General features: G+C 65.2%; 20 protein-coding genes. 9 read left to right on the forward strand and 11 right to left on the reverse strand.

Features of this window, described 5'->3' with window-relative positions; genetic code table 11:
* Window positions 1-243 precede the first annotated feature (243 nt).
* Both AB4037_RS15855 and AB4037_RS15860 read right to left on the reverse strand, forming a co-directional pair.
* Entirely contained in the window at window positions 244-1191 is a 948-nt protein-coding gene (locus tag AB4037_RS15855) for a family 2A encapsulin nanocompartment shell protein (RefSeq protein WP_434958966.1), read from the reverse strand.
* 158 nt (window positions 1192-1349) lie between these two features.
* Complete coding sequence (locus AB4037_RS15860; RefSeq protein WP_441772158.1) at window positions 1350-1760, reverse strand: hypothetical protein; 411 nt, start codon at window positions 1758-1760, stop codon at window positions 1350-1352.
* Between the two features lie 257 nt (window positions 1761-2017).
* Here AB4037_RS15860 and epsC point away from each other — a divergent pair, with 257 nt between their 5' ends.
* The 4 genes from epsC to AB4037_RS15880 all read left to right on the forward strand — a co-directional run bounded on the left by epsC (window position 2018) and on the right by AB4037_RS15880 (window position 6789).
* On the forward strand, window positions 2018-2980 hold the full coding sequence (gene epsC / locus AB4037_RS15865; RefSeq protein WP_441772159.1) for a serine O-acetyltransferase EpsC: 963 nt from the start codon (window positions 2018-2020) through the stop codon (window positions 2978-2980).
* Between the two features lie 161 nt (window positions 2981-3141).
* Entirely contained in the window at window positions 3142-4593 is a 1452-nt protein-coding gene (locus AB4037_RS15870; protein ID WP_441772160.1) for an APC family permease, read from the forward strand.
* Window positions 4593-5462 carry an alpha/beta fold hydrolase gene (locus AB4037_RS15875; RefSeq protein WP_434958962.1) on the forward strand — a complete coding sequence of 290 codons (870 nt, stop codon included), beginning with the start codon at window positions 4593-4595 and terminating at the stop codon, window positions 5460-5462. The genes AB4037_RS15870 and AB4037_RS15875 overlap by 1 nt, the downstream gene beginning before the upstream one ends.
* Complete coding sequence (locus AB4037_RS15880) at window positions 5455-6789, forward strand: tetratricopeptide repeat protein (RefSeq protein WP_441772161.1); 1335 nt, start codon at window positions 5455-5457, stop codon at window positions 6787-6789. Before AB4037_RS15875 ends, AB4037_RS15880 begins: the two co-directional genes overlap by 8 nt.
* Before the next feature lie 15 nt (window positions 6790-6804).
* On the opposite strand, the gene AB4037_RS15885 is transcribed toward AB4037_RS15880, so the two are convergent.
* The 8 genes from AB4037_RS15885 to AB4037_RS15920 form a co-directional block, all read right to left on the reverse strand.
* Window positions 6805-7836: a PLP-dependent cysteine synthase family protein gene (locus tag AB4037_RS15885; protein ID WP_441772162.1), complete on the reverse strand. Its 1032-nt coding sequence runs from the start codon at window positions 7834-7836 to the stop codon at window positions 6805-6807.
* A gap of 89 nt (window positions 7837-7925) precedes the next feature.
* Window positions 7926-8987 (reverse strand): LLM class flavin-dependent oxidoreductase, encoded by a 1062-nt coding sequence (locus AB4037_RS15890; RefSeq protein ID WP_441772163.1) that lies wholly within the window; start codon window positions 8985-8987, stop codon window positions 7926-7928.
* Between the two features lie 226 nt (window positions 8988-9213).
* Window positions 9214-10149 carry an ABC transporter substrate-binding protein gene (locus AB4037_RS15895; protein ID WP_441772164.1) on the reverse strand — a complete coding sequence of 312 codons (936 nt, stop codon included), beginning with the start codon at window positions 10147-10149 and terminating at the stop codon, window positions 9214-9216.
* Between the two features lie 84 nt (window positions 10150-10233).
* The gene (locus tag AB4037_RS15900; protein ID WP_441772165.1) at window positions 10234-12018 is read right to left on the reverse strand and encodes an amino acid ABC transporter permease/ATP-binding protein; all 1785 of its coding nucleotides are present in this window, start codon (window positions 12016-12018) and stop codon (window positions 10234-10236) included.
* 83 nt (window positions 12019-12101) lie between these two features.
* Window positions 12102-12716, reverse strand: coding sequence for a GNAT family N-acetyltransferase (locus AB4037_RS15905; RefSeq protein WP_441772166.1), 615 nt, complete (start codon window positions 12714-12716; stop codon window positions 12102-12104).
* Complete coding sequence (locus AB4037_RS15910) at window positions 12713-13927, reverse strand: M20 aminoacylase family protein (protein WP_441772167.1); 1215 nt, start codon at window positions 13925-13927, stop codon at window positions 12713-12715. Before AB4037_RS15910 ends, AB4037_RS15905 begins: the two co-directional genes overlap by 4 nt.
* Entirely contained in the window at window positions 13927-15243 is a 1317-nt protein-coding gene (locus AB4037_RS15915) for an LLM class flavin-dependent oxidoreductase (protein ID WP_434959740.1), read from the reverse strand. The genes AB4037_RS15910 and AB4037_RS15915 overlap by 1 nt, the downstream gene beginning before the upstream one ends.
* A 55-nt stretch (window positions 15244-15298) precedes the next feature.
* Window positions 15299-16363 (reverse strand): MsnO8 family LLM class oxidoreductase, encoded by a 1065-nt coding sequence (locus AB4037_RS15920; protein ID WP_441772168.1) that lies wholly within the window; start codon window positions 16361-16363, stop codon window positions 15299-15301.
* Window positions 16364-16794: 431 nt separating this feature from the next.
* On the opposite strand from AB4037_RS15920, the gene AB4037_RS15925 reads away from it, so the two are divergent.
* From AB4037_RS15925 to AB4037_RS15935, 3 genes are all read left to right on the forward strand, one after another.
* Window positions 16795-18171 (forward strand): NAD(P)/FAD-dependent oxidoreductase, encoded by a 1377-nt coding sequence (locus tag AB4037_RS15925; protein ID WP_441772169.1) that lies wholly within the window; start codon window positions 16795-16797, stop codon window positions 18169-18171.
* Entirely contained in the window at window positions 18168-19433 is a 1266-nt protein-coding gene (locus AB4037_RS15930) for an NAD(P)/FAD-dependent oxidoreductase (RefSeq protein WP_441772170.1), read from the forward strand. Before AB4037_RS15925 ends, AB4037_RS15930 begins: the two co-directional genes overlap by 4 nt.
* Window positions 19434-19554: 121 nt before the next feature.
* A complete protein-coding gene (locus tag AB4037_RS15935; RefSeq protein WP_434958951.1) occupies window positions 19555-20973 on the forward strand; it encodes an FGGY family carbohydrate kinase in 1419 nt (472 codons plus the stop codon).
* 24 nt (window positions 20974-20997) lie between these two features.
* Here the strand turns inward: AB4037_RS15935 and AB4037_RS15940 are convergent, their stop codons facing one another.
* Complete coding sequence (locus tag AB4037_RS15940; RefSeq protein ID WP_441772171.1) at window positions 20998-21627, reverse strand: HAD family hydrolase; 630 nt, start codon at window positions 21625-21627, stop codon at window positions 20998-21000.
* Between the two features lie 157 nt (window positions 21628-21784).
* Between AB4037_RS15940 and AB4037_RS15945 the strand changes: the two genes are divergently transcribed.
* Together AB4037_RS15945 and AB4037_RS15950 are read left to right on the forward strand one after the other, a co-directional pair.
* On the forward strand, window positions 21785-22375 hold the full coding sequence (locus AB4037_RS15945) for an ANTAR domain-containing response regulator (RefSeq protein WP_441772172.1): 591 nt from the start codon (window positions 21785-21787) through the stop codon (window positions 22373-22375).
* Between the two features lie 54 nt (window positions 22376-22429).
* Window positions 22430-23683 (forward strand): CmpA/NrtA family ABC transporter substrate-binding protein, encoded by a 1254-nt coding sequence (locus AB4037_RS15950; RefSeq protein WP_441772173.1) that lies wholly within the window; start codon window positions 22430-22432, stop codon window positions 23681-23683.
* The last annotated feature ends 118 nt before the right edge of the window (window positions 23684-23801 follow it).

The following is a 23801-nucleotide window of genomic DNA, read 5'->3' on the forward strand; positions in this document are numbered from 1 at the left end:
TCCACACGAAGCTGGGGAAGGTGCCCAAACGAAGTTTGGGCGGATGGGGTGTGGCGGGCAGCGCGGTGTACTTGACGAGATGGCACCACGGTCGCCCGAGCTTCGGAGATGGCGTCACGCCGCCCTCCACACCCCTTCCGACTCGACTTCGTCGGGCCACCCCTCCCCACTTCGTGGAGAGGGCCGATCGCACCATACTCGGTATGGTCGAGATAAAGGCTCGCCTGTCGGCATCAGCCCCGATCAGACATATTTGTCGGGATAGTCGTGATATTTGCCCACCTCGACGCCTTCCAGCACGGCCAGGGCATCATGGGTGAGGATGGCCGAGGAGCAGTAGAGCGAGATCAGGTAGGAGGCGATGGCCTTGCGGTTGATGCCCATGAAGCGCACCGACAGGCTGGGCTGCACCTCGCCGGGCACGCCGGGCTGGAACAGGCCGATGACGCCTTGCTTCTTCTCGCCGGTGCGCAGCAGCAGGATGTTGCTCTTGCCCTTGGCGTCGACCTCCAGCTTGTCGCTCGGCACCAGCGGCAGGCCACGCCAGGTCAGGAAGGGCGTGCCGAACAAGGTAACGGTCGGCGGCGGCACGCCGCGGCGGGTGCATTCGCGGCCGAAGGCGGCGATGGCGCGCGGATGGGCCAGGAAGAAGGAAGGTTCCTTCCAGACTTTGGTGATCAGCTCGTCCAGATCGTCGGGCGTGGGAGCGCCGGTACGGGTCTTGATGCGCTGGCTGGCCTGCGCATTGGGCAGGAGCCCATATTCCTTGTTGTTGACCAGCTCGTTCTCCTGCTTCTCCTTCACCTTCTCGATGAGGAGCCGCAGCTGTTCCTGGATCTGGTCGTAGGGATGGCTGTAGAGATCGGAGACGCGGGTCTGCACGTCGAGCACCGTGGTGACGGCATTCAACGAATATTCGCGCGGCGCCTCCTCATAGTCGACGAAGGTCTCCGGCAGGTCCGGATCCTGGTCGCGGCGGGGCGAGCACTCGACTTCGGCGCTGATGTCACCCTGGTCTTCCTTGACCCGGTTGAGGCGATAGATGCCGGCTTCCACCGGTGTCCAGGGCAGGAAGGAAACCAGCCAGCGCGGCGTGATGCCGGACCACTGGGCCCTGGTCTTGGTGGCATTGGCAAGCTGTCTTGCCGCCGCTTCGTTCAATGTTCGGCGAACGGCGGGTTCATCGGCCATACGGTGCTCCTTGTCTGGTTCATGGCGCGGAAGAAGATCTGGATTTGCCCTGTATCGAGGCCGGCAAGGCTCCGGACAAATGGGCTAACAACCGACGTGTCACGTGGCTTTGGCAAACCCCGCGAGCAACGCGTGAAATAGGCTCGAACCTCGCCATTTCAGGCCCTTTCCCCGGCCACGGTGTCGACGAGCGGGGCTGGCGCCGTCGGCGCAACTGAGTAGGGACGCTGGGCGTCCCGGTAGAAGTCGAGAGCCTTGTCGATGAGGCCGGCCGAACGGTGGAAGCGGTCGGACAGGATCAGGATGGTCTGGTCGCGGGTGAAACCGTCTTCGCGTATGGCGTCGAAGGCTTCGCCGATATCGAGCCATTGCGCCGGCGGCCGCCGGTTGCGGCGGTCACGGTCGGGCTTGGCGGGATCGAGCAGTTCGGCGATCAGGCTGAGGAATTGCGGCGAGGCATAGGCTTCGCGCAGCCACGCGCCCGCCTGCTGCTTGGCGGCGATGATGCGGCCCTGCTCGATCAGCCTGCGCAGATAGGCCGTACGGGGGCAATAGCGCGCCTTAGCCACGGCCGGCCTCTGTCGCTGGCGCAAGACCGGCTGGCCCAGTATCGGGACGGAAGCGGATCGCGGGCAACGACGGGGCAAAGGCAGGTCTCATGAGGCGTTCCGTGTGGCGAGTTCGATCTTGAGAACACAGCTTCGATTGAAATTTACAATTTGTCTATAGAAATAGTAGATAATTAAATTTAGAACGACGGGGGCGATGCATGGCGGAGCATCTCCGCCGGTTTTCCCGACCCCTGCCGCCGAGAAGAGGCCGTGCCATGAACGAGATCGCACAGCATGCCATCGCCTTGCAGGAAGAGGCATCGACCGCCACGCGGCCGCCCACGCCGGGCTGGAATCTCGATGCCCTGGTGGCGCAACTCAGGCTCTCTCGTGAGATCACCCACAATATCCGCCATCAGGGCCGCATCCGCCGCACGCCTTCGCGCGAGACGGTGACGACCATTCTCGACGGGCTGAAGGCCGCCCTCTTTCCCAGCCATTACGGCCAGTCGGAAATCGGTGCCGGCAATATCGATTATTTCGTCGGCTCGACACTCGACAATGCCCTGATCCTGCTCACCGAACAGGTGCGCCGCAGCCTTGCCTTCACGCGCGACGATTCCGTGCCGGAGAACAGCCTGCGCGAGCAGGCCCTGGCGATCACCAGCACTTTCGCCGGCCGGTTGCCCGCCATTCGGGGTGTGCTGGTCAGCGACCTCAGCGCTGCCTTCCGCGGCGATCCCGCCGCGACGAATTTCCCCGAGATCCTGCTTGGCTATCCCGGCATGACGGCGATCATCTATCATCGTCTCGCCCATGCCCTGCATGGCCTGGACGCCACGTTCCTGGCCCGGCTGATCTCCGACATCGCCCATTCGAAGACAGGGATCGACATCCATCCCGGCGCCGAGATCGGCGGCAGTTTCTTCATCGACCACGGCACCGGCGTGGTTGTTGGCGAAACCGCCGTCATCGGCGAGCGCGTGCGTCTCTACCAGGCCGTGACGCTGGGAGCCCGCCATTTTCCCACCGACGAGAACGGTGCGCTCGTCAAGGGCAGCCCCCGCCATCCCATCGTCGAGGACGACGTCGTCATCTATGCCGGCGCCACCGTACTCGGCCGCATCACCATCGGCCGCGGCTCGGCCATCGGCGGCAATGTCTGGCTGACCCGCAGCGTGCCGCCCGGGAGCCAGATCACCCAGGCCCATGCCCGCAGCAACGGACAGGTCGACTAGACCAAGCTCGCAGGCTTTCGCATTGCCTCCTGCTATGTGCGGGAAGGCTTGTAATTTTTAATTATATAAAGTCTATAGATTTAATTGACATAACTTCAAAAGCCACTGATGCTGACAATCGGCCGGTGCGGGCCGTCCGCGCCGACGACGCGGGGAAGACCATGAGCAGCGTGACGACTGAGGGCGCCCAAGCCGCGCCCCTCGAAGGCAGGGGCTCCCTTGCCAACAACCGCCTTTCACTACCGGAAGTGATCGCCCAGTCGATCGGCACGGTCGCTCCCTCCGGCACGCCGGCTCTGGTCATTCCCGTGGTTTTCGGGGTAGCCGGCAACGGGACATGGCTCGCTTATCTGTTCGCCACTATCGCCCTGCTGTTCGTTTCCTGGAACATCAACCAGTTCGCCCGCCGCACCGCCAATCCCGGTGCACTCTATGTCTTCGCCGGCCAGGGCCTCGGTGGTTTCTGGGGCGTCGTCGCAGGCTGGTCGCTGCTGATCGCCTATCTCTTTACCGCGGCGGCCGTGATCGGCGGTGCAGTGAACTCCCTGCTCGTACTCGCCCACACCTTCGGCATTCAGGAGGCTGATGCGGCCCTTACCCTCGCCGTCAGCCTCCTGGTCATCGTCGCCGCGTGGTGGTTCGCCTATCGCGACATCCGTCTGTCGACGAGGACAACCCTGATCATCGAACTGGCCACCGTCGCACTGATCCTGGTCGTGGTGCTGGGTTCGATCTTCTGGATCGGACCCGCCATAGACAACGCGCAATTCACACTGGAAGGCGTCGGCGCCGACCAGTTGCGCCTCGGCCTGGTGCTGGCCTTCTTCAGCTTCGTCGGCTTCGAGAGCGCCACGACATTGGGGGCGGAAGCCCGCGACCCCTATCGCGCCATTCCGCGCGCCGTGATCGTCAGCGTAGTGGCGATCGGGCTGCTCTTCATCGTCAGCGCCTATGGCCTGACCGGCGCCTTCCACGCTCTGCCGGTGACACTGGACAAGGCCGAAGCTCCTCTGACCACCGCGGCCCAGGGCATTCACCTGGGCTGGGTCGGTAGCCTGATCGATCTCGGCGTGGCGCTGAGCTTCTTTGCCTGCACCCTGGGCAGCCTGAATGCCGGCGCCCGCGTGCTCTACGCCCTTTCCGGGCATGGCCTGTTCCATGGCTCGGCCGGCAATGCCCACAAAGTCAACGCCACCCCGCATGTCGCGGTCACCATCCTGGCGGTGGTTGCCATCGCCCTCTCGCTGGCCCTCACGCAGTCGGGCTACGGCCTTCTCGATGCCTTCGGCCTGCTCGGCAGCGTTGCCACTTTCGGCTTCCTGTTCGCCTATATTCTGGCCGCAGCCGGCGTGCCCTTCTTTCTCAGCCGTATCGGCGAGTTCAGGCCTTGGCACGGGCTGGTGAGCCTCATCACCATTGTCTTGCTGCTGATCCCGCTGGCCGGCAGCGTCTATCCCATTCCGGCCTGGCCCTTCTCGATCCTGCCCTACATCTTCCTCGGCCTGCTGGCGCTTGGCGTGATCTGGTTCCTCGTCCTGCGCGTCGCACGCCCCGCGTCCCTGGCCGCGCTCGAACAGGATCTCCTCTCCACCGGCAACCGCACGGAGCGGTGATGACACAGATTTCCGCGCCGACCGCTCCCCTCCCGGGTGTTCGAAATCGCTCTGTCGAACTGCCCAACGGCTTGCGTCACCATTTCGTCGAGGTGGGGAGCGATGGCCCTCCGCTCGTGCTGCTGCACGGCTACACCGACAGCTGGCGCAGTTTCGAACCCCTCTTCGCCCGGCTTGGCCAGCAATTTCGCCTGTTGGTCTTGGACCAGCGCGGGCATGGCGGCTCGGATGCCGCCGAGCAATACGCCATTGCCGACTTCGCAGGCGATGCCATCGACTTCATCGAGGCGGTGGTGGGAGGGCCGGTCCATCTTGCCGGCCATTCGCTTGGCAGCATCGTCGCCCAACGCGTGGCAGCCCGCCGGACCGACCTTGTTCACAGCCTGGTGCTGATCGGCGCCGCGCCCGACGCGGCGGGCCATGCAGGCCTTCTCGAACTGCGCACCGAATTGGCTGGCCTGTCGTCGACCATCCCGCGCGATTTCATCGAGGCTTTCCAGAAAGGCACGACCTTCGCGCAGCTCTCCGACCCACAGCTTGCTATTTTCGTCGAGGAAAGCCTCAAGCTGGCACCCGAGACCTGGCGCAAGGTTCTTGACGGCCTCGTCGACGAACGCGCACCGCCACGACAGACTCTCAACTTGCCAGCCCTGGCACTTTGGGGGGCGCAGGACAGCGTGTTCGACGAGGGCACGCAGATCCGCCTCGCCCGTCATATTCCCGATCTCACCGCGATCCATTATCCTGCCATCGGCCATGCGCCGCATTGGGAAAGTCCAGCGCGGGCGGCTCAGGACATCGCCAATTTTCTCGCCGCCGTCGAAGAGGAAACCGTCGCAGCTAAGAAGGACGACCGTCATCATGCCTAAGGACGCTCAGGGACTCGAGATCACCGGCTCGCCGGCCTCGGTACAGGCTCTCGATCAGGCCGTCAGCGACTACTATGCCTGGAAGGGTGACCCTGTCGCCGTGCTGCAGGAGGCAGTCGACCGCGACCCGGCCTTCACCCTGGGGCACAGCGCGATCGCTTCCTTGCTGGTGCTCAATGGCCTGCGCGGCGATCATCCCGCCGTGACTGCGGCGCTGTCGGCGGCCCAGGCTTCGATCGGCGGTGCCGGTACCCGCGAAAACCGCCATCTCCAGGCGGCGCAGGCCTGGGCATCAGGCCAGATCGTTGTCGCCACCAATATCTGGGAAGACATCCTCATCGACCAACCCGTCGACGCCCTGGCGCTGCGATTTGCCCATGACAGCTATTTCTATCTCGGCCATTCGCTCAGCATTCGCGATTCCGTCGCGCGGGTGCTGCCGGCCTGGGATCCGCAGGGCGCCAATTACGGCTATGTCCTCGGCCAATACGCCTTCGGCCTGGAAGAGGCCGGGGAGCTGCGCCACGCCGAAGAGGTCGGCCGCGCCGCCATCGCCCGCAATGCCGAGGATGGCTGGGCCGTGCACGCCGTGGCCCATGTGCTGGAAACCGAAAGCCGCCAGGCCGAAGGCATCGAGTTCCTCAAGGCCTCGCGCCCGGCCTGGAGCAAGGCCCACGCCCTCTCCATCCACAATGGCTGGCACCTCGCCCTCTATCTCATCGAGGAAGGCCGCTTCGCCGAGGTTCTGAGCGACTATGACCGTTTCGTCGCGCCGAGGTTGACGGGCGAATCCCTGCTCGACCTCGTCGACGCCTCCGCCCTCCTCTGGCGCCTGGAACTCGCTGGTGCCGATGTCGGTGGGCGCTGGGCTCCCCTCGCCGAAAGCTGGCTCGGCCATGTCGACGAGCATGTGCTGGTGTTCAACGACCTCCATCTCGCTCTTGCCGTGTCGAGGGCTGATAATGCCGAGGGGGTGCAGCGTCTGCGCCGTTCGCTCGACGCCTATGCCCGCGACGGGATCGGCGACAACAGGGATATCACGGTCGATGTCGGCCGCCGCCTCGTCGACGGCGCCCTCGCCTTTGCCGAAGGCGACTATGCAAGGAGCATCGAGCTGATCCTGCCGGTGCGCTACAAGGTCATCCGCATCGGCGGCAGCCATGCCCAGCGCGATCTGGTGACGCAGACCCTGATCGCCGCTGCCGAACGCTCTGGGCGGACCAATCTGGCCAGGGCGCTGCTGGCAGAGCGCCTCGCGGTTCGCCCGACGGAGCGCACCAGGCAGGCCTATGCACGGGCCGGCGGCGTGACGGCGGGGCACGCCTGATCGATCTTGCGCTCGCTATTCTGCTGCGCTCGGCCGCTCCACGCCGGGCGCCGTCTCCAGTGGCCACCAGGTAGAGCCGAGATAGCGCTCGCCCGTATCGGGCAGGATGGCGACGATGACCTTGCCGGCGTTCTCCGCCCGGGCCGCCAATTGGGTGGCAGCCCAGAGCACGGCGCCTGAGGAAGTGCCGGCGAAGATGCCTTCTTCCGCCACCAGCTCCAGCGCCGTCCGGCGCGCCTGCGCCGTGCCCAGCGCGATGATCTCGTCGGCGATCCCGGTATCGAAATTCTTCGGCAGTTGCTCGGGCGGCACCTCGCTCACCTTGTGCACGCCATCGATCTCGTCAGGATAGGGGTTCTCCTCCGTCGGAATGGATCCTTCGGCCGGCTCGGCGATCACCACTTTCAGGCTGGGTTTCTTCGATTTGAGGAAGCGCCCGGCGCCGGCCGTGGTGCCGCCGGTGCCGACCCCGCCGACAAGAATGTCGACGCTGCCGGCCGTATCGCGCCAGATCTCCGGACCCGTCGTCTCGAAATGGGCCCGCGGATTGGCGGGATTGGCGAGCTGGTCGGCGAAGAAGGCCGAGGGATTTTCCTCGCGGATGCGCTGCGTGATCTTGTCGATTGCCTCCGGGTCGAGGAAGAACTCGTTCTTCACCGTGACGATCTCCGCCCCGTAGAGGCGCAAGAGCTTGACCTTGTCCTGGCTGATATTGTCGCTGACATAGAACTTGGCCCGATAGCCCCGCGAGGCCGCCACCGCGGCCAGGCCGATGCCGGTATTGCCGCTGGTCACGTCGACGATGAGATCGCCGCGGTGCAGCTGGCCGGCCGCCTCGGCCTCCGCGATGATGGCCCAGGCCGCACGATCCTTGATGCTGCCGGCGGGATTGAAGAACTCGATCTTGGCGACGATCCGCCCGAACAGATTGCGGTTGCGGGCATAATTGTGCAGCTCGAGCAGCGGCGTGTTGCCGATCAGATCGGTGAGATTGTCGTGGATCTGGCCAGGCTTTGCCACGGCTGCGCGGAGATTGCCGGAATTCATGTCATGTCTCGACTGTCTTGGTGAGGGCTGCTTCGGAGCGCAGACTTCTCAGCGACAGGTTCGCCTGTCGCGATATCCGCATCGTCCTTTCACAAATGCCGCGCACGGGCTGAAAAAGAAGCGGACTGGAAGTCCGCGCTCCCAGCGCCCCAGCCAAGTTCGGGCGCAATGCGCTGGATGAAATCGGTGAGGATCTGCTCGTAGTCGTGCTGCCCGAAGGCATAGGGAAGCTCCAGCCTGAATTCACCGACCCCAGCGAGCACCGGATCGGCGATGAGGCGCTCCAGGATCTGATCGGAGGAACCCACGAGATCGGCAGCATAGAGCGTGCGCCGGGGACCATTGGGCGCGAGCGTGCGGGCATGCCGGCTCGCGGCATAGTCGGCATAGCGCTGCCGCGTCACCCGATCGGCACTGTCATAGGGCACGATGACACGGCCGAGGGCGACGCGGGGCCGGGCCGAAGCCGCGCGATAGGTTTCGAGCTGGCGCACCTGCGCCTCGAAGAAATCGTCGGTGCCCTCGCCCGTGGTGACGTTGCCCATCAGCAGGTTGAAACCGCTGCGGCCGGCCCATTCGGCCGAACGCAGCGAGCCGCCGCCGTACCAGAGGCGTTCGACCAGTCCCTTGGCATAGGGCTGCAGGCGGGGCCGGATGCGACCACCGGGAATGTCGATCAGGCTGTCGGGCGCCCCGAGATAGCTGCCGCGGAGATTATCGGCCAGCCGTTGCACCCTCGCATGGGAGAAGTCATGGCTGCGCCAGTCGCCGTCGAAAACCAGCGGCGCCAGCAATTCGGCATGCGGCGGCGTGCCGGCGCTGAGGCCGACATTGAGCCGCCCGCGCGAGAGCACGTCGACGGTGGCAAGATCCTCGGCCAGGCGATAGGGGCTCTCATAGCCGATCGGGATCACCGCGGTGCCGAGCTGGATGTGGCGGGTGCGCTGGCTCGCCGCCGCCAGGAAGACCGCCGCAGCGGAGACGCCCGGTTCGAGATGGCGCTGGCGCACCCAGGCGCTGTCATAGCCGAGGCTTTCGCCGAGCTCGAACAGCTGCAGCGTGCGCTCCAGGCCGCCCGCCGGATCATCGTCCGGATAGCTCCCCGGCGAGAGGAAGCCGACATGGCTGACGAGGGGAGAAGGCATGGGCATCCTTTCGGAAAGAGGCGCGCCGATCCTTCCCCGACTTCGGGGAAGGTGTCGCTGCGCAGCAGCGACGGAAGGGGGAGAGTGGTGCGCACCCGTCAGACTTGGGCGGCTTGGCACCACTCTCCCCCACCCGACCCTTCGGGCCACCCTCCCCGAAGTCGGGGAGGGATTGTCGCGCAACAAGCCTAAGGTTGGCGTCTACACATGGTGGCAATGGTCATGACCGCCCTCAGCTCTTCGGCAGGCCCTGGGGGTTGGTCTCGGCCTTCTCGATCGCCTCGGCGCTCAGGTTCCAGCGGGCGAGCGTCTTGGCATATTTGCCGTCCTTGATCAGGCCGTTGACAGCGATCGTCACGGCATCGGCGAGACCGCCGCCCTTGCGGGTGGTGACGGCGATATCGGCTGTGATCGGCCAGCCGCCCGAAATGGTGCCGACCAGCTTGGTCTTGCCCGTCTGCGCCGACTGGAAGGCCTGGGTGGCGTTCACGCTGAAGGTGATGTCGGCGCGGCCGGATTGCAGCGCCAGCGTCTTCACCGCATCGTCGTCGTAATACTGCACCTCGATCGGCTTGAGGCCGGCGGCCTGATTCTGCTTGTCCCAAGCCAGCAGGATCTTCTCCTGGTTGGTACCGGCATCGGTGATCACCTTCAGGCCGGCAATGTCCTTGGGCTCCTTCACCGAGGTGATCGGGCTGTCCGACTTGACATAGAGGCCGAGAATGTCACGCCGATAGGTGGAGAAATCGAACTTCTCCTTGCGCTCCTCGGTCACCGTGACGTTGGTGATCACGGCATCATATTTACCCGAGGAGAGGCCGAGCGGCCAATCCGCCCAGGTCACCGTCTCCAGCACCAATTCCTTGCCGAGGCTGTCGGCCACCAATTGCGCAAGATCCGGGTCGAAGCCGACGGGCGTCTTGGAATCGGTGGCATAGGTCACGATCGGCGGCAGGCCGGGATTGACCGCCACGGTGAATTTGCCATCCCGCACGAATTTGGCATCCTTGGCGATCGCCTTGATCGCCTCCTCGTTCTTGTCGGCACGCAGGCGGCCGGGTTGCTCCGGGCTGAGATCGAATTCGCCGGCGAAAGCGGCAAAGCTGAGGCCGAGGGCCAGGGCGGCCGCAAGGGCGCCGGCGGCGATAGAGGCGGAACGGGTCGTCATGGAGTCTCCTGATCGGGCTTGAGAGGAAGGGTCGCGCCGGCGGCTCCCCGCGCGCCGACATGGACGTCGAAAAAGCTTGGGCGTTCACAGAACCTTGGCGAGGAATTCGCCCAGGCGGGAATGGGCGGGCGCATTGAAAAGCAAGGCGGGCGGGCCAGATTCGAGGACGCGGCCGTTCTCCATGAACACCACGGTATCGGCCACTTCCCGGGCGAAGCCGACTTCATGGGTGACGATCACCATGGTGGTGCCGGAGGTGGCGAGTTCCTTGATCACTTCAAGCACTTCGCCGACCAGTTCGGGATCGAGGGCGGATGTCGGCTCGTCGAACAGGATGACCTTGGGCTTGAGCGCCAGGGCCCTGGCAATGGCAACGCGCTGCTGCTGGCCGCCGGAAAGCTGGCGGGGATAGGCATCCGCCTTGTCGACGAGGCCGATGCGGCTGAGGAGGTCGCGGGCCTGTTCAAGGGCCACGGCGCGCGGCACCTTCTGCACCGAGACCGGCGCCTCGATGATGTTTTCGAGCACGGTAAGATGCGGGAACAGGTTGAAGTTCTGGAACACCATGCCGATCGAAGCACGGCGGCGGCGGATCGCGCCTTCCTTCAGTTCGTAGAGCACATTGCCGCGGCGCTCATAGCCGATCAGCTCACCATCGATGGCGATGAAGCCTTCACTCGCACGTTCGAGATGATTGATGGCGCGCAGCAAGGTGGACTTGCCGGCGCCGGAGGGGCCCAGGATCGCGGTGACCTCGCCGGGCCGGACGGTGAGACTGACATTGTCCAATACGGTATGGCTGCCGTAGCGCTTGGACAGGCCATGAATCTCGATCAAGCCTTCCTGCCGGGTCGGGCGCAGCGCCGAAACCAGAGGCTTGCGAACGGCAGGCGCCGACGGCTGCGCTATCGGAGCTGATTTGGTTTGGCGGCTATTATCGCGTCCTGTGATGCGTTCCAGCAAGGACGCGGGGGCAGTGCGCAAAGCGCCCCTGGCATAATGGCGCTCGATCCTCAGCTGAATGAGCGAGAGCACGCTCATGATGATGAGGTACCAGACCGTTGCCACCATCAGGAGCGGAATGACCTCGAGATTGCGCCGGTAGATGACCTGCACGGTGTAGAACAATTCCGGCAGCGCCAGGACGTAGACCATGGAGGTCGACTTGGCCAAGCCGATGATCTCGTTGAAGCCACTCGGCAGGATGGCACGCATGGCCTGGGGCAACACGATGCCGAGGGCATGCCGGCGTCGCGACAAGCCGAGCGCAGCCGCGGCCTCGTGCTGGCCCTGGTCGACCGACAGGATGCCGCCCCGGATGATCTCGGCCGAGAAGGCCGCCTGGTTGAGGCTGAGGCCGATCAGCGCGACCGAGAAGGGGCTGAGAACCTCCACCAGATTGTACTGAGCGAACAGGATGCCGGTGAAGGGAATGCCGATATCCAGCGTGGTGTAGAGATAGCCGAGATTGTTGAGGATCAGCAGCAATACGATCAGCGGGACCGAGCGCAGCAGCCAGATATAGCCCCAGGATATCCCGGCAAGCAGCGGCGATTTGGAGACCCGCGCAAAGGCGAGCGTGCCGCCGAGCAGGAAGCCGAAGATGGAGGCCAGCACGGTGAGCAGCACCGTGCGGGCGAGCCCGACCAGCACCGGCTCGGAGACGAAATATTGCGCGAAGACGTCCCAGCCCCATTTCGGATTGGCCAGGATCGAATAGAGGGTCACCCCGAGGATGAGGACGGCTACCACCGTGCCGACCGCGCGCCAGGGATGCCGGGCCGGCACCACGCGATAACGCGAATAGTCGGACGCATTGCTCGCCTGGGGCCCTGCAAGTACGCCGTCGAAATCCGTGGTGGAGGCCATCCCGCGCTTCCTTCGTTCTTGATTCAGTTAGTCCATAGAAAAAGTAGATTAAATGGCGAAGTAAGGCCGACCAAGCGACCCTGTCAGCCTGCCTTGCGTCCAGCCTGACCCTGTTCCGGCGCCGCTTGGCGCGCGGCTCGGACAGCGCTGAGCGCGACCAACCGGTCGTCTGCTGCCGACGCACCACCTGCGACCGACCGCTCGACTTCGGAGGCGAGATGGGAGATGTCCTTCTCGAAGGGCAGCGAGCCGTAGGTTTCGGGATCCTTGGTGACGTCGAACAGAGCGGTATAGCCGGTCGAGAGATAGAGGCCCGCGGCTTCCGGCTGGCGAAAGCCGGTGGTGAGGTAGATGCGACTATAGCCCTGGCGTGCGGCCTGCGACTCGAGCTCGACCAACACCTTGCGGGCAAGGCCCTGGCGGCGCAGGTCGACATGGGTCCACACGCGCTTGAATTCCGCCGTGTGCTCGTCATAACGCTTGAAGGCGCCGCCGGCGATAGCCACGCCATCACGCAGCAGCAGCACGAAATTGCCATGGGGCGGTGCGAAGAGCTCGGCGGGATAGCGGCTCATTTCCGCCGAACCCGGTTCGCCCCAATAATTGCCATAGCGCGATTGATATTCGAAGGTGAGCGCCTCGACCAGGGGACGTGCCTGTTCGTCGAGCGGGGTCGTATAGAAGAAGATATCTGTCATTTTGCCGGCTCACTATTATCGGAAAGATAATCCTGGACCAGCGCGACCCAGTAGCGCGCCGCATCCACGAGAATGGCATCGTTGAAATCATAATGGGGGTTGTGCAGGTCAGCGCTATCGCCATTGCCGATGAAGAGGTAGCTGCCCGGCCGCTCCTTGAGCATAAAGGCGAAATCCTCGCTCGCGGTGATCGGCCGGAAGGCCTGGCGAATGCGTTCTTCTCCGAAATGGCGGGCCGCTACCTGCCGGGCGAAGTCCGTCTCCCCGGCATGATTGACCAGCACGGGATAGCCGCGTGGATAATGGACTTCGGCGCGCGCGCCGAAGGAAGCGGCATGGCTCTGCGCGAGTTCGATGATGCGTTGGCGCACGTTCTCGCGCACAGTGTCATCGAAGGTGCGAATGGTGAGCTGCAACTCGACGCTGTCGGGGATGACGTTGGGCGCGATGCCGCCATGGATCGAACCGACGGTGACGACCACCGCCTCGAGCGGGTCGACATTGCGCGAGACCACCGTCTGCAGCGCCAGCACCAGGGAGGCGCTGGCCACCACCGGATCGACCGCCTGCTGCGGCTTGGCGCCATGGCCGCCCTTGCCGATGACGCGGATGATGGCAAGGTCCACCGAGGCCATGGTCGGGCCCGCCAGAAAGCCGAACTCGCCAGCGGGTACACCGGGCCAATTGTGCAGCCCGAACACGGCATCGACCGGGAAGCGCTCGAACAGCCCGTCCTTGATCATCGAGCGGGCGCCGCCGCCATTCTCTTCGGCGGGCTGGAAGATCACCCTGAGCGTGCCGGAAAAGGCGCGCGTCGTGGCGAGGTGCTTGGCCGCCGCCAGCAGGATCGAGGTGTGGCCGTCATGGCCGCAGGCATGCATCACCCCCGGCACCGTGCTGGCATAGGGCAGCCCAGTGGCCTCGGTGATCGGCAGGGCGTCCATATCGGCCCGGATGCCGACGATCTTGCTGCCCTGGCCGCTTTTGAGCGTACCGACCACCCCGGTGCCGCCGACATTGCGCGCCACCTCATAGCCCCAGGATTCGAGGTAACCGGCGACCAGGGCGCTGGTCTTTTCTTCCTTATAGGCGAGCTCCGGTTGAGTATGCAGCTTTCGACGCAGGGCGACGAATTCCTCGCCCAGCGTCGCGATGGCCTGGAGTGCAATCGCCTCTGCCGTGGCCGAGGGTGGGGGAAACTGCGCCGTCATCAGGCCGCCTCCTCGCCGGCATCCGGCCCGGCTGCGACCGCATAGCGGCTTTCACGGTAGGGCAGGCCGAGATGGTCCCTGAGCGTGGTGCCGAACTGGGCCGGGCGGTGATGGCCGCGCGCCTCCAGGATCGGCAGGACATGCGTCTCGAAATCGTCGAGTCCGGCTGTCAGCACATGGAAGCCGAGCACGAAGCCATCGGCGGCGCCTCCCTCCGCCCAACGGATCAACTCGTCGGCGATCGCCTCGGGCGTGCCGATGAAGCTGGTGCGCGGGGTCGCGACATCGAGCGCGATCTCGCGCAAGGTGAGCTTCTTTTCGCGCGCGACGCGCTTGATGCGGTCGGTATGGGCCCGGAAATTATTGGCGCCGATATCGCCAAGCTCCGGGAAGGGCTCATCGAGCGGATAGGCGGTGAAATCGTGATGGTCGAAGAAACGCCCGAGATAGAGCAGCGCCTCGTGATCCGTCACCAGCGCGCGGATCTCCTGATATTTGCGCTCCGCCTCCTCCTCACTCGATCCCACGATCGGGGCAACACCCGGAAACACCTTGAGATGATCGGCCGAGCGACCATGAGCCAGCGCGCTCTGCTTGAGTTTGCGCGACAGCTCGCGATTGTCCTCGAAGGATTCGGAACCGGCGAACACCGCGTCGGCATGGCGGCCGGCCAGCTTGATACCGTCATCCGAGGCACCGGCCTGGAACAGCACGGGCTGGCCCTGCGGCGAGCGGCTGAGGTTGAGCGGCCCTTCGGCGGCATGGAAGCGGCCCTTGAAATCGAGCCGGTGCATCTTGGCGAAATCGGCATATTGGCCGGTCTCGCGATTGCGCGGGAAGGCATCGTCGTCCCAGCTATCCCACAGCCCCTTGACCACCTCGATATGCTCGCCGGCAATCTCGTAGCGAAGGGCATGTTCGGGGTGCTTGTCGCGATTATAGTTGCGGGCCGAGCCTTCCAGCGGCGAGGTCACCGCGTTCCAGCCGGCACGGCCGCCGCTGATCACGTCGATCGAGCCGAACTGCCGGGCCACGGTGAAGGGATCGGAATAGGAGGTCGAGAGCGTGCCGACCAGGCCGATGCTGGAGGTCGAGGCTGCCAGCGCCGAAAGCAGGGCGATCGGCTCGAAGCGGTTGAGGAAATGCGGAATGGAGACCTCGTTGATATAGAGGCCGTCGGCGATGAAGACGAAGGCGATGCCGGCCTTTTCGGCCTGGCGCGCGGAGCGGACATAATGCTCGAAATTGATGCTGGCATCGGCCGGCACGCTCGGATGCTTCCAGGCGTTCATATGGCCGCCCGGGCCCTGCAGCATCACACCGAAGGGAATGCGTTTCCTGCTCAAATCTCTCTCCTCAAATGCTAAGCGGTCAGGCGGGAATGACTTGGCGTAGCGCCGGCTGCTGCGCGGCCGGGGACCGGCGGGCGGTGACACCGTGTTCCGTGACACCGTGTGCTTGGGCAAGCTGCTCGACCAGGGCCAGCCTCGCCGCGCCCTTCACGGCCGGTTCGACGATGAATTCCCCGATGCCGTGGCGCTCATGCAGGCGATCGAGTGCCGCCAGTACGTCGGCCGCCGTACCGGCGAGGACGCTCGGCGCCTTGCGCTCGACGCGATATTCGCTGGCACCGGCCTGGCGGGCATAATCCTTCGCCTGCGCCTCGCTGCCGACGGTGACGCTCTGGGCACCTGGAACATGCACCTTGAAGAGTTGCAATCCGGCGGCCTGGCGCGCTGCCTCGGCGGCACTGTCGGCGACGATGGCGGCCACCGCCACCAGGGGCGGTCGCCCGGCCTTGCTGCGATAGGCGGCGACGGCATCGGCAAGCAGCACATCGTCGCCATTGAGGTGGCGGGCGAACACGAACTGCCAGCCCCTGGTGGCCGCAAGTTCGGCGCTTTCCACACTCGCTCCCAGCAGGAAACGCTCGGGCGTCACGGGTGGCCGCGGCGTCGCGCTCAGGCCGGCTAGCGTCTCGCCGGCCGCAACCGGCCCGTCGAGGAAGCGGCCGAGATCGTCGAGCTGCTCGGCAAAGCCCGGCTTGCGGGCGGGGTCATGGGCTCCCTGCAACGCGCGCGTCGCCAGCGGCAACCCGCCCGGCGCCTTGCCGATGCCGAGATCGACCCGTCCCGGCGCCAGCGAAGCGAGGAGATTGAAGACCTCCGCCACCTTGTAGGCGCTGTAATGCTGCAGCATCACCCCACCCGACCCGATGCGGATTCGGGCCGTGTTGGCCAGCAGGAAGGCGATCAGCACTTCGGGGGCGGAGCTGGCGAGTTCGGGGGCGTTGTGGTGTTCGGCAACCCAGAAACGGTGGTAGCCAAGCCGCTCCGCCGCCTGGGCCAGGGCAATGGTGCGCTTGAGGGCGTCAGGGGCCTCATCACCGGAAGCAAGGGGACTCTTGTCGAGCAAACTCAGCCTGTAGCGCGTCATGCCTGGTCTCGTCTTCGCTGCGGCACGCACAGCGCCGCTTGATGGGAGCTAGGCACATTAGACTACTATTTCTATATATTAAATATGAATTTTTGGTGGTGATCGAATAATGTAGGAACCAGTGGTTCACCCCTCATCCGGCTGCTGCCACCTTCTCCCACAAGGGGAGAAGGGTTTCAGTGGGTTAACTAGAGCGCGACTGAAGGGTCACGACGTGTCGCATCCCGCACCCAATAAATTCACTTCTCCCCTTGCGGGATCTGGCACTTCCTGCGGAAGGCCTCAGGTCCCGGCAGGGGGATGAGGGGTCGATGCACCTTCGAGATCAAGCCAAGCTCATCTCCCTCCTCAGCCAGTAGCGAAGCAGCCGCGAATTTGCTCAGATAGCGGGACAGGCTCGCGCCGGGAGCGGCCTGGGGGAAGACGGCACAATGGTCAGCGATGTCGCCATCATCGGCGCAGGGGTCGTGGGATGCGCGATCGCTCGCCGCTTTGCGCTGGAGGGGCTCGCTGTCACCCTGATCGAGGCCGGTGGCGATATCCTCTCCGGCGCCAGCAAGGCCAACAGCGCCATATTGCATACGGGTTTCGATGCCCCGCCCGGCAGCCTGGAGCTCGCCTGCATCCGCGCCGGCCATGCCGAATATCTTGAGATCCACGAGGCCATGGGGTTGCCGCTGCTGCGCAGCAGCGCCCTCGTCGTCGCCTGGAACGAGGCCGAGGAAGCCGGCCTGGAGGGTATCCGCGTCAAGGCGCTGGAGAACGGCATCGACAATGTCGCGCTGATCGGCCGCGCGGAGCTGCGCGCCAGGGAGCCGGGCCTGTCCGAATCGGCACGATCAGCCCTCTTCGTGCCGGATGAAGCCCTCATCGATCCCTGGAGCCCCTTTCTCGCCTATGTCGAGCAGGCCATGGCGCATGGCGCCACCGTCCTGCGCGGCACCCGTGTCACGGGCGGGGAGTTCGATGGCCAGGTCTGGCACCTCGAAACCACGGCCGGGCCTGTCGTGGCCCGCGGCGTGATCAATTGCGCCGGCAACCATGGCGACGAGATCGACCACGCGCTCCTCGGCCACTGCGCCTTCGAGATCCGCCCGCGCAAGGGCCAGTTCGTGGTCTTCGACAAGGCGGCCTACAAGCTGGCTTCAGCCATCATCCTGCCGGTGCCCAATGAGCGCACCAAGGGGGTTGTGGTCACGCGCACGGTCTTCGGCAACCTGCTCGTCGGTCCAACCGCGGAAGAACAGCAGGACCGGGACCGGGCCGATGTCGATCACGACGCGCTCGAAGCCCTGATCCGCCGGGGCGTCGAGATCCTGCCGGCTCTGGCCGACATGCCGGTGACCGCCTGCTATGCCGGGCTGCGGCCAGCCACCGAGCGCAAGGACTATCGCATCGACGCCTATCCCGAACGCAACTGGATCAGCGTCGGCGGCATTCGCTCGACCGGCCTGTCCGCCTCACTCGGCATTGCCCGCCATGTGCTGCGCCTCCACGTCGAGGCCGGCGGGAGGACCGCACCGGTCGAGGCATCCCCGCCCGGGCCGGTTCCCAATCTGGCCGAGCACCTGCCGCGCGACTATGACCGGCCGGATTATGAGGAAATCATCTGTCACTGCGAACTGGTGACCAGGCGCGAGATCGAGACCGCTCTGTCCCGCCCGCTGGCCGCCGGCGATTTCGGCGGTCTGAAACGCCGCACGCGTTGCGCCATGGGGCGCTGCCAGGGCTTCAACTGCAGTGCCAGGCTGGCCAGCCTGACCCAGGGCCGTTTCGCCATGCCTCTCGACAGCGGAGCAGCGCGATGAGTGCGGCCAAGGTCATGGCTCCGGATGTTCTCGTCGTCGGCGGCGGCCCTGCCGGCCTGTCGGCCGCGACAGCGTTGAAGGAACTCGGCATCGGCAAGGTCGTGCTGCTCGAGCGCGACACGGTCGTGGGCGGCATTCCCCGCCATTGTGGCCACTCGCCCTTCGGCATGCGCGAATTCCACCGCATTCTCTCGGGCACAGGCTATGCCGCCCGGCTTGAAGCCCGGGCTAGGGAACGCGGCGTCGAGATCCTCACCCGGCATAGCGTGCTCTCGGTCCAGGACAGCGTTGTGAAGGCGGTGTCACCCGAGGGCCCCGTCGACTACAGGCCGAGGCGCATCCTGCTGGCTACCGGCACGCGCGAGGCCTCGCGTGCCGCACGGCTGGTGTCGGGCGAGCGCCCGCTCGGCATTCTCAACACGGCAGCCCTGCAGGCCTATGTGCATCTGGAGAAGCTCGCGCCCTTCCGCCGGCCCGTGATCGTCGGTACCGAATTGGTGGCGATGTCGGCCATCCTCACCTGCCTGTCGGGCGGCATCCGCCCGGCCGCCGTGATCGAGCCGAACGCCTATCCGACGGCCCGCTTTCCCTTCTGGCTGCTGCCGCGCCTGTTCGGCATTCCCGTGCACTACCGCACGGAAATCGGCACCATCGCCGGCAAGGGCCGGGTACAGGAGGTGATTGCACGCTCGGAAGCGGGAAACCGCAGCATCGACTGCGACGGGGTGTTGTTCACCGGTGCCTTCACGCCGGAATCGGCCCTGGCGCGCCTCGGCGGCCTGGCGATCGACCAGGGCAGCGGCGGCCCTGTCGTCGATGCCTTTGGCCGTACCCGCGCGCCCACAATATTCGCCGCCGGCAATCTGCTCCGGCCCGTGGAGACCGCCGGCTGGTGCTGGGCGGAGGCACGGCGCATCGCCGGCAGCATCGCCCGAGACCTCGAGGGCGGGCTGCCGCCGCGCCAGGCGGCCATTCCCATCCGTACCGGCGCGGGCATCAAGCTGGTGATGCCCCAAGAAATCGACGTCAAGGAAATCGACAGGGCGACGCTGCCGCGGGCCCTTCCCGCACTGCAACTGCGTCTCAGCAGGAGATTGAAGGGGACCTTGGCGCTGACGGCCGGCGACACCGTGCTATGGTCCCGTTCGATCTCGTCGGGGCCCGAACGGCGTGTCCTGGTGCCGCTCGAGCACCTCGTCATCCCGCCCGCCGCAACCGAACTCACCCTTGAGCTACGCCATGGCAGAGGCATCTCGCCATGAGGCTGCTATGCCAAACGCCGTTTTGGTAAAACCGTACTTATATTCTAGATATTGTCGGAAGCGTGCTTGCGATTCCCCGCTGGCTTTCTCGGATCGCAAGCCGCGATAGGAGCAGTTCTCGATGGCAAACATCGTTGCGATCGACCAGGGTACCACCTCCACCCGCTCTCTCGTGGTAGGTGAGGACGGCGCCGTCGCCATCGTCAAGGCGATCCGGCATGGCCAGCATCATCCCAATCCAGGCTGGGTCGAGCATGATCCGGAGGAATTGCTGGCCAATATCCGGATCTGCCTGGAGACCGCCGGCCCGGCAGCAGCAATCGGCCTTTCCAACCAGGGAGAAAGCTGCCTGGCCTGGGACGCTGAATCCGGCAAGCCTCTTTCTCCCGTGATCGTCTGGCAGGACGGCCGTACGGCAGACATGGCCGAAAAGTTGCGGGCGGCCGGCAAGGCCGCGACCGTGCTGGAACGGGCCGGCTTGCCGCTCGATTCCTATTTCTCCGCCACCAAGTTCCGCTGGATGCTCGACAACCTGCCCGATGTCGCCAAGGCGCGTGCCGCGGGACGGCTGCGCCTGGGCACCACCGATGCCTTCTTCCTGCAGCGCCTGACGGGTGAGTTCGCCACCGACGCGACTACGGCTTCCCGCACCTCCTTGATGAATCTGGCAACGGGGGCCTGGGACGAGGAACTCTGCGCGCTGTTCGGCGTACCCCTCGACAGCCTGCCGCCGATCCGGCCGACCGTCGCGGCCTTCGGGCAGACGCCAACCGGGCCGATTACCGCCTCCCTGGTCGACCAGCAGGCCGCGCTCTACGGCCATCGCTGCCGCCGCGCTGGCGACCTCAAGATCACTTTCGGCACCGGTGCCTTCTGCCTGGCCGTCACCTCGACAATCCCCAAGGCACCCGCACTGACCGGCGGCCTCTTGCCGACGGTGGCCTGGCATATCGGCGATCGCCTGACCTACGCCCTCGATGGCGGCGTCTATGATGTCGGCTCGAGTATCGAATGGGCGATCAAAACAGGTATCGCCGGCAGCGTTGCCGATTTCCACGAATTCCGGCGGCCACCGGCGATCGAACGCGGGCTCGTCTTCGTGCCTGCCTTTTCAGGCCTGGCCTGTCCGCATTGGGATCGCTCGGCCGCCCCGCTCATCATCGGCCTGACGCCGGCCTCCGATTTCGAGGATCTGCGCCAGGCCCTGTTGGAAGGCATTGCGCTGCTGACCTGCGATATCCTGGCAGCAATGGAGGCCGAAGTAGAGACCGGCGATGTGATCGCCATCGATGGCGGATTGTCGCGCAGCCCCTATTTCTGCCAGTTCCTGGCCGACAGCGCCGGCAAAGCCGTCGCCTTGTCCGATTTCGACGAAACCACGGCCCTTGGCACGGCCCAGCTCGCGGCCCTCGGCATTGGTGTGGAAATACCGGCCGTCTCGGCTTCGAACCGGAAGTTCTACGAGCCCAAGGACGCCCCCCGCGCGCGCTGGCGCGAGCGCTTCCGCACAGCCGTCGGGCGCACGTCGGGCTGGCGCTGAGAAGTCGAAGCGCAGCGAAAGCGTTCACACGGCCGATGGAACACCCAGCAGGCCGAGAGCACCCAGATCCCGGCGCAGGGCTTCGGGGTCACTGAAGCGGATGGCCTTGAAACCGAGGTGTGAGGCCGTTGCGATATTCTCCGCATTGTCGTCGATGAAGACGCAAGCGCTGGCCGGCAAGCCGGCTTCCCGCAGGAAAAGCTCGAAAATCGCCGGATCCGGCTTGGCCAGTTTTCTCTCGCCCGAGACGATCAGCACCTCGAAATGCGAAAGAAAAGCGTAGCGCTCGGCCGCGATTGGAAAGGTTTCGGACGACCAGTTCGAGATCGCATGCAGGGCCACATCCTGCCGGCGCAATTCCTCCAGGATGGCGACCGTCCCTTCGATGGCGCCCCCAAGCATCTCGGACCAACGCGTGTGGAAGGCCGAGATCAGCTCGCCATGATGGGGAAACTGAGCTGAGAGCTCGGCCACCCCTTCGGCGAAGGGCTTGCCGGCGTCGAACTGGCCGTTCCACGCCGGCGTGCAGACCTCGGCCAGGAAGCGGCGGGCACGCTCTTCATCCGGCAGGAGCCGGCGGTAGAGATAGAGAGGGTTCCAGTCGATCAGCACGCCGCCGAGATCGAATACCACCGCCTTGATTGGATTTGCCATAGCCTTCCCCTATTGCTCGCTCTCGCGCCTATCTGCATGTTTATGCGTTTTTACGCAACTTCATGCGCGAATGCAATGCCGCGCCGCGCACGCCCTTGCGGCACGATGCCTAATATCGCGCCTTGCTTCGTCAGTACTCTCGCCCGAAATTGCGGGAATGAACGATGCGCCCCTGCATGTCCTGCTGATCGACGACAATGCCGTGAGGGCTTCGGTCATCGAGGAAGGCCTGCGCGAGGCGGGGCACGATCGCGTCACCATCATTAATGAAATGCGCCATTTGCTGCGGCAGGTCGTCGACGCCGATCCCGACGTCATCTTCATCGATCTGGAGAACCCCAATCGCGACGTCCTGGAGCAGATGTTCCAGGTCTCCCGCAGCGTGCATCGCCCGGTGGTGATGTTCGTGGACCAGTCCGACAAGGCCGCCACCGAGGCGGCCATCGATGCCGGCGTCTCGGCCTATGTAGTCGATGGCTTGCGCAAGGAACGCGTCCGGCCGATCCTCGACATGGCCATCAGCCGCTTCAACGCCTTCCATCGCCTGCGCGAGGAACTCGACCGTACGCGCCAGGCCCTGGAGGATCGCAAGACCATCGACAAGGCGAAAGGCATTCTCATGAAGCGGCGGGGCATCAGCGAGGAGGAGGCCTATGCCCTGCTGCGCAAGACCGCGATGAATGAAAGCCGGCGTGTGGCCGAGGTGGCGCGCAGCCTCGTCACCGCCGCCAAGCTTCTGGACAGATAGGCTGATGATGAGCGGTCACGGCGCGGACAGCGAAGAAATCCGGGAGCATGGGCGATGAGCAACAAGGGCAGGGACGGCATCGCGGATCTGACGCTCGGCTTCATCCCGCTCGTCGACGCCGCGCCCCTGGTCGTCGCCAGGGAAAAAGGGTTCGCCGCAGCTGAGGGCCTCGAACTCAAGCTGGCGCGCGAGACGTCCTGGGCCAATATCCGCGATCGCGTCATGCTCGGCCATTTCGACGCCGCCCATATGCTTGGGCCGATGCCAATCGCCTCCACGCTCGGCCTGGGGCATGTCGAGGTGCCGATGATCGCCCCCTTCTCGCTGGGCCTCGGCGGCAACGCCATCACGCTCGCGCCGACGCTCTTCGCCCGGATGGAAGAAGAGGGTGCAGATCTTGACGCCGGCCCGGCCACCATCGGCGCCGCGCTTGCCAAGGTCGTCGCCAAATGGCCGGCGGCGGGACAGGCGCCCCTTACCCTCGCCGTCGTCCATCCCTTTTCAGGGCATAATTACGAGCTGCGCTATTGGCTGGCCGCCGCCGGCATCGATCCCGACAGGGATATCCGGCTGGTGGTCCTGCCGCCGCCCTTCATGGTCGACGCCATACAGGAAGGTCAGATCGACGGCTTCTGCGTGGGCGAGCCCTGGAACTCGCTGGCGGTCGAGGCCGGGGTCGGCGTGATCGCGGTGACCAAATCCACCTTGTGGCGCCAAGGCCCCGAGAAGGTGCTCGGCTTGCGTGCCGATTTCGCCGAACGCACTCCCGATCGGCTCGCCGCACTGCTGCGTGCGTTGCATGGCGCGGCCCGCTGGGCTGGTGATGCCGGTAATCGCAGCGAGTTGGCCCATATCCTCGCCGCGCCTGGCTATCTCGACCGGCCACCCGAGATCATCGGGCAGGCGCTCAGCGGCGTGCTGGTGCGCCGCCGGCACGAGGCCGCGGCTGAGATTCCCGACTTCCTGGTCTTCCACGACCACGCTGCCAACTTCCCCTGGGCGAGCCATGCCCTCTGGTTCTATTCGCAGATGGTGCGCTGGGGCCAGGTGGATTACAGCACCGCCTTGGCCCAGCGGGTCGGCCAGGTCTATCGCCCGGACCTCTATCGCGCCGCCCTCGCCGGCACCGGTATCGACCTGCCCCGCGCCAGTGCCAAGGTCGAGGGTGCCTTGCGGCAGGCGACGCCGGTGGCCTCGCGCCACGGCACCATGGTGCTCGGCCCTGACGGCTTCTTCGACGGCAGGCTGTTCGATCCCGACGACATCGAAGGTTATCTGCGCTCCTTTGGAGTGTCAGCCTCCGGCTGACATACCGGCAGGCAAATTGTCAGCCCTGCTCCATCACCTGATGGAGCTGTGAGGCTGACACTCCGTCGTTTCCTGCCTCGCGCCGAAAATATCGGCAAAACCATGCTGCGGCGCACAA

It is taken from the genome of Labrys sp. KB_33_2, from assembly GCF_052114505.1.
GTDB lineage: Bacteria > Pseudomonadota > Alphaproteobacteria > Rhizobiales > Labraceae > Labrys.

What these genes read in the sequence shown, in the direction of transcription:
- AB4037_RS15855 (WP_434958966.1), bottom strand. Translation starts at nt 1,191, where the DNA reads ATGGCCGATGAACCCGCCGTTCGCCGAACATTGAACGAAGCGGCGGCA.
- epsC (WP_441772159.1), top strand. Translation starts at nt 2,018, where the DNA reads ATGAACGAGATCGCACAGCATGCCATCGCCTTGCAGGAAGAGGCATCG.
- AB4037_RS15870 (WP_441772160.1), top strand. Translation starts at nt 3,142, where the DNA reads ATGAGCAGCGTGACGACTGAGGGCGCCCAAGCCGCGCCCCTCGAAGGC.
- AB4037_RS15875 (WP_434958962.1), top strand. Translation starts at nt 4,593, where the DNA reads ATGACACAGATTTCCGCGCCGACCGCTCCCCTCCCGGGTGTTCGAAAT.
- AB4037_RS15880 (WP_441772161.1), top strand. Translation starts at nt 5,455, where the DNA reads ATGCCTAAGGACGCTCAGGGACTCGAGATCACCGGCTCGCCGGCCTCG.
- AB4037_RS15885 (WP_441772162.1), bottom strand. Translation starts at nt 7,836, where the DNA reads ATGAATTCCGGCAATCTCCGCGCAGCCGTGGCAAAGCCTGGCCAGATC.
- AB4037_RS15890 (WP_441772163.1), bottom strand. Translation starts at nt 8,987, where the DNA reads ATGCCCATGCCTTCTCCCCTCGTCAGCCATGTCGGCTTCCTCTCGCCG.
- AB4037_RS15895 (WP_441772164.1), bottom strand. Translation starts at nt 10,149, where the DNA reads ATGACGACCCGTTCCGCCTCTATCGCCGCCGGCGCCCTTGCGGCCGCC.
- AB4037_RS15900 (WP_441772165.1), bottom strand. Translation starts at nt 12,018, where the DNA reads ATGGCCTCCACCACGGATTTCGACGGCGTACTTGCAGGGCCCCAGGCG.
- AB4037_RS15905 (WP_441772166.1), bottom strand. Translation starts at nt 12,716, where the DNA reads ATGACAGATATCTTCTTCTATACGACCCCGCTCGACGAACAGGCACGT.
- AB4037_RS15910 (WP_441772167.1), bottom strand. Translation starts at nt 13,927, where the DNA reads ATGACGGCGCAGTTTCCCCCACCCTCGGCCACGGCAGAGGCGATTGCA.
- AB4037_RS15915 (WP_434959740.1), bottom strand. Translation starts at nt 15,243, where the DNA reads ATGCTGCAGGGCCCGGGCGGCCATATGAACGCCTGGAAGCATCCGAGC.
- AB4037_RS15920 (WP_441772168.1), bottom strand. Translation starts at nt 16,363, where the DNA reads ATGACGCGCTACAGGCTGAGTTTGCTCGACAAGAGTCCCCTTGCTTCC.
- AB4037_RS15925 (WP_441772169.1), top strand. Translation starts at nt 16,795, where the DNA reads ATGGTCAGCGATGTCGCCATCATCGGCGCAGGGGTCGTGGGATGCGCG.
- AB4037_RS15930 (WP_441772170.1), top strand. Translation starts at nt 18,168, where the DNA reads ATGAGTGCGGCCAAGGTCATGGCTCCGGATGTTCTCGTCGTCGGCGGC.
- AB4037_RS15935 (WP_434958951.1), top strand. Translation starts at nt 19,555, where the DNA reads ATGGCAAACATCGTTGCGATCGACCAGGGTACCACCTCCACCCGCTCT.
- AB4037_RS15940 (WP_441772171.1), bottom strand. Translation starts at nt 21,627, where the DNA reads ATGGCAAATCCAATCAAGGCGGTGGTATTCGATCTCGGCGGCGTGCTG.
- AB4037_RS15945 (WP_441772172.1), top strand. Translation starts at nt 21,785, where the DNA reads ATGAACGATGCGCCCCTGCATGTCCTGCTGATCGACGACAATGCCGTG.
- AB4037_RS15950 (WP_441772173.1), top strand. Translation starts at nt 22,430, where the DNA reads ATGAGCAACAAGGGCAGGGACGGCATCGCGGATCTGACGCTCGGCTTC.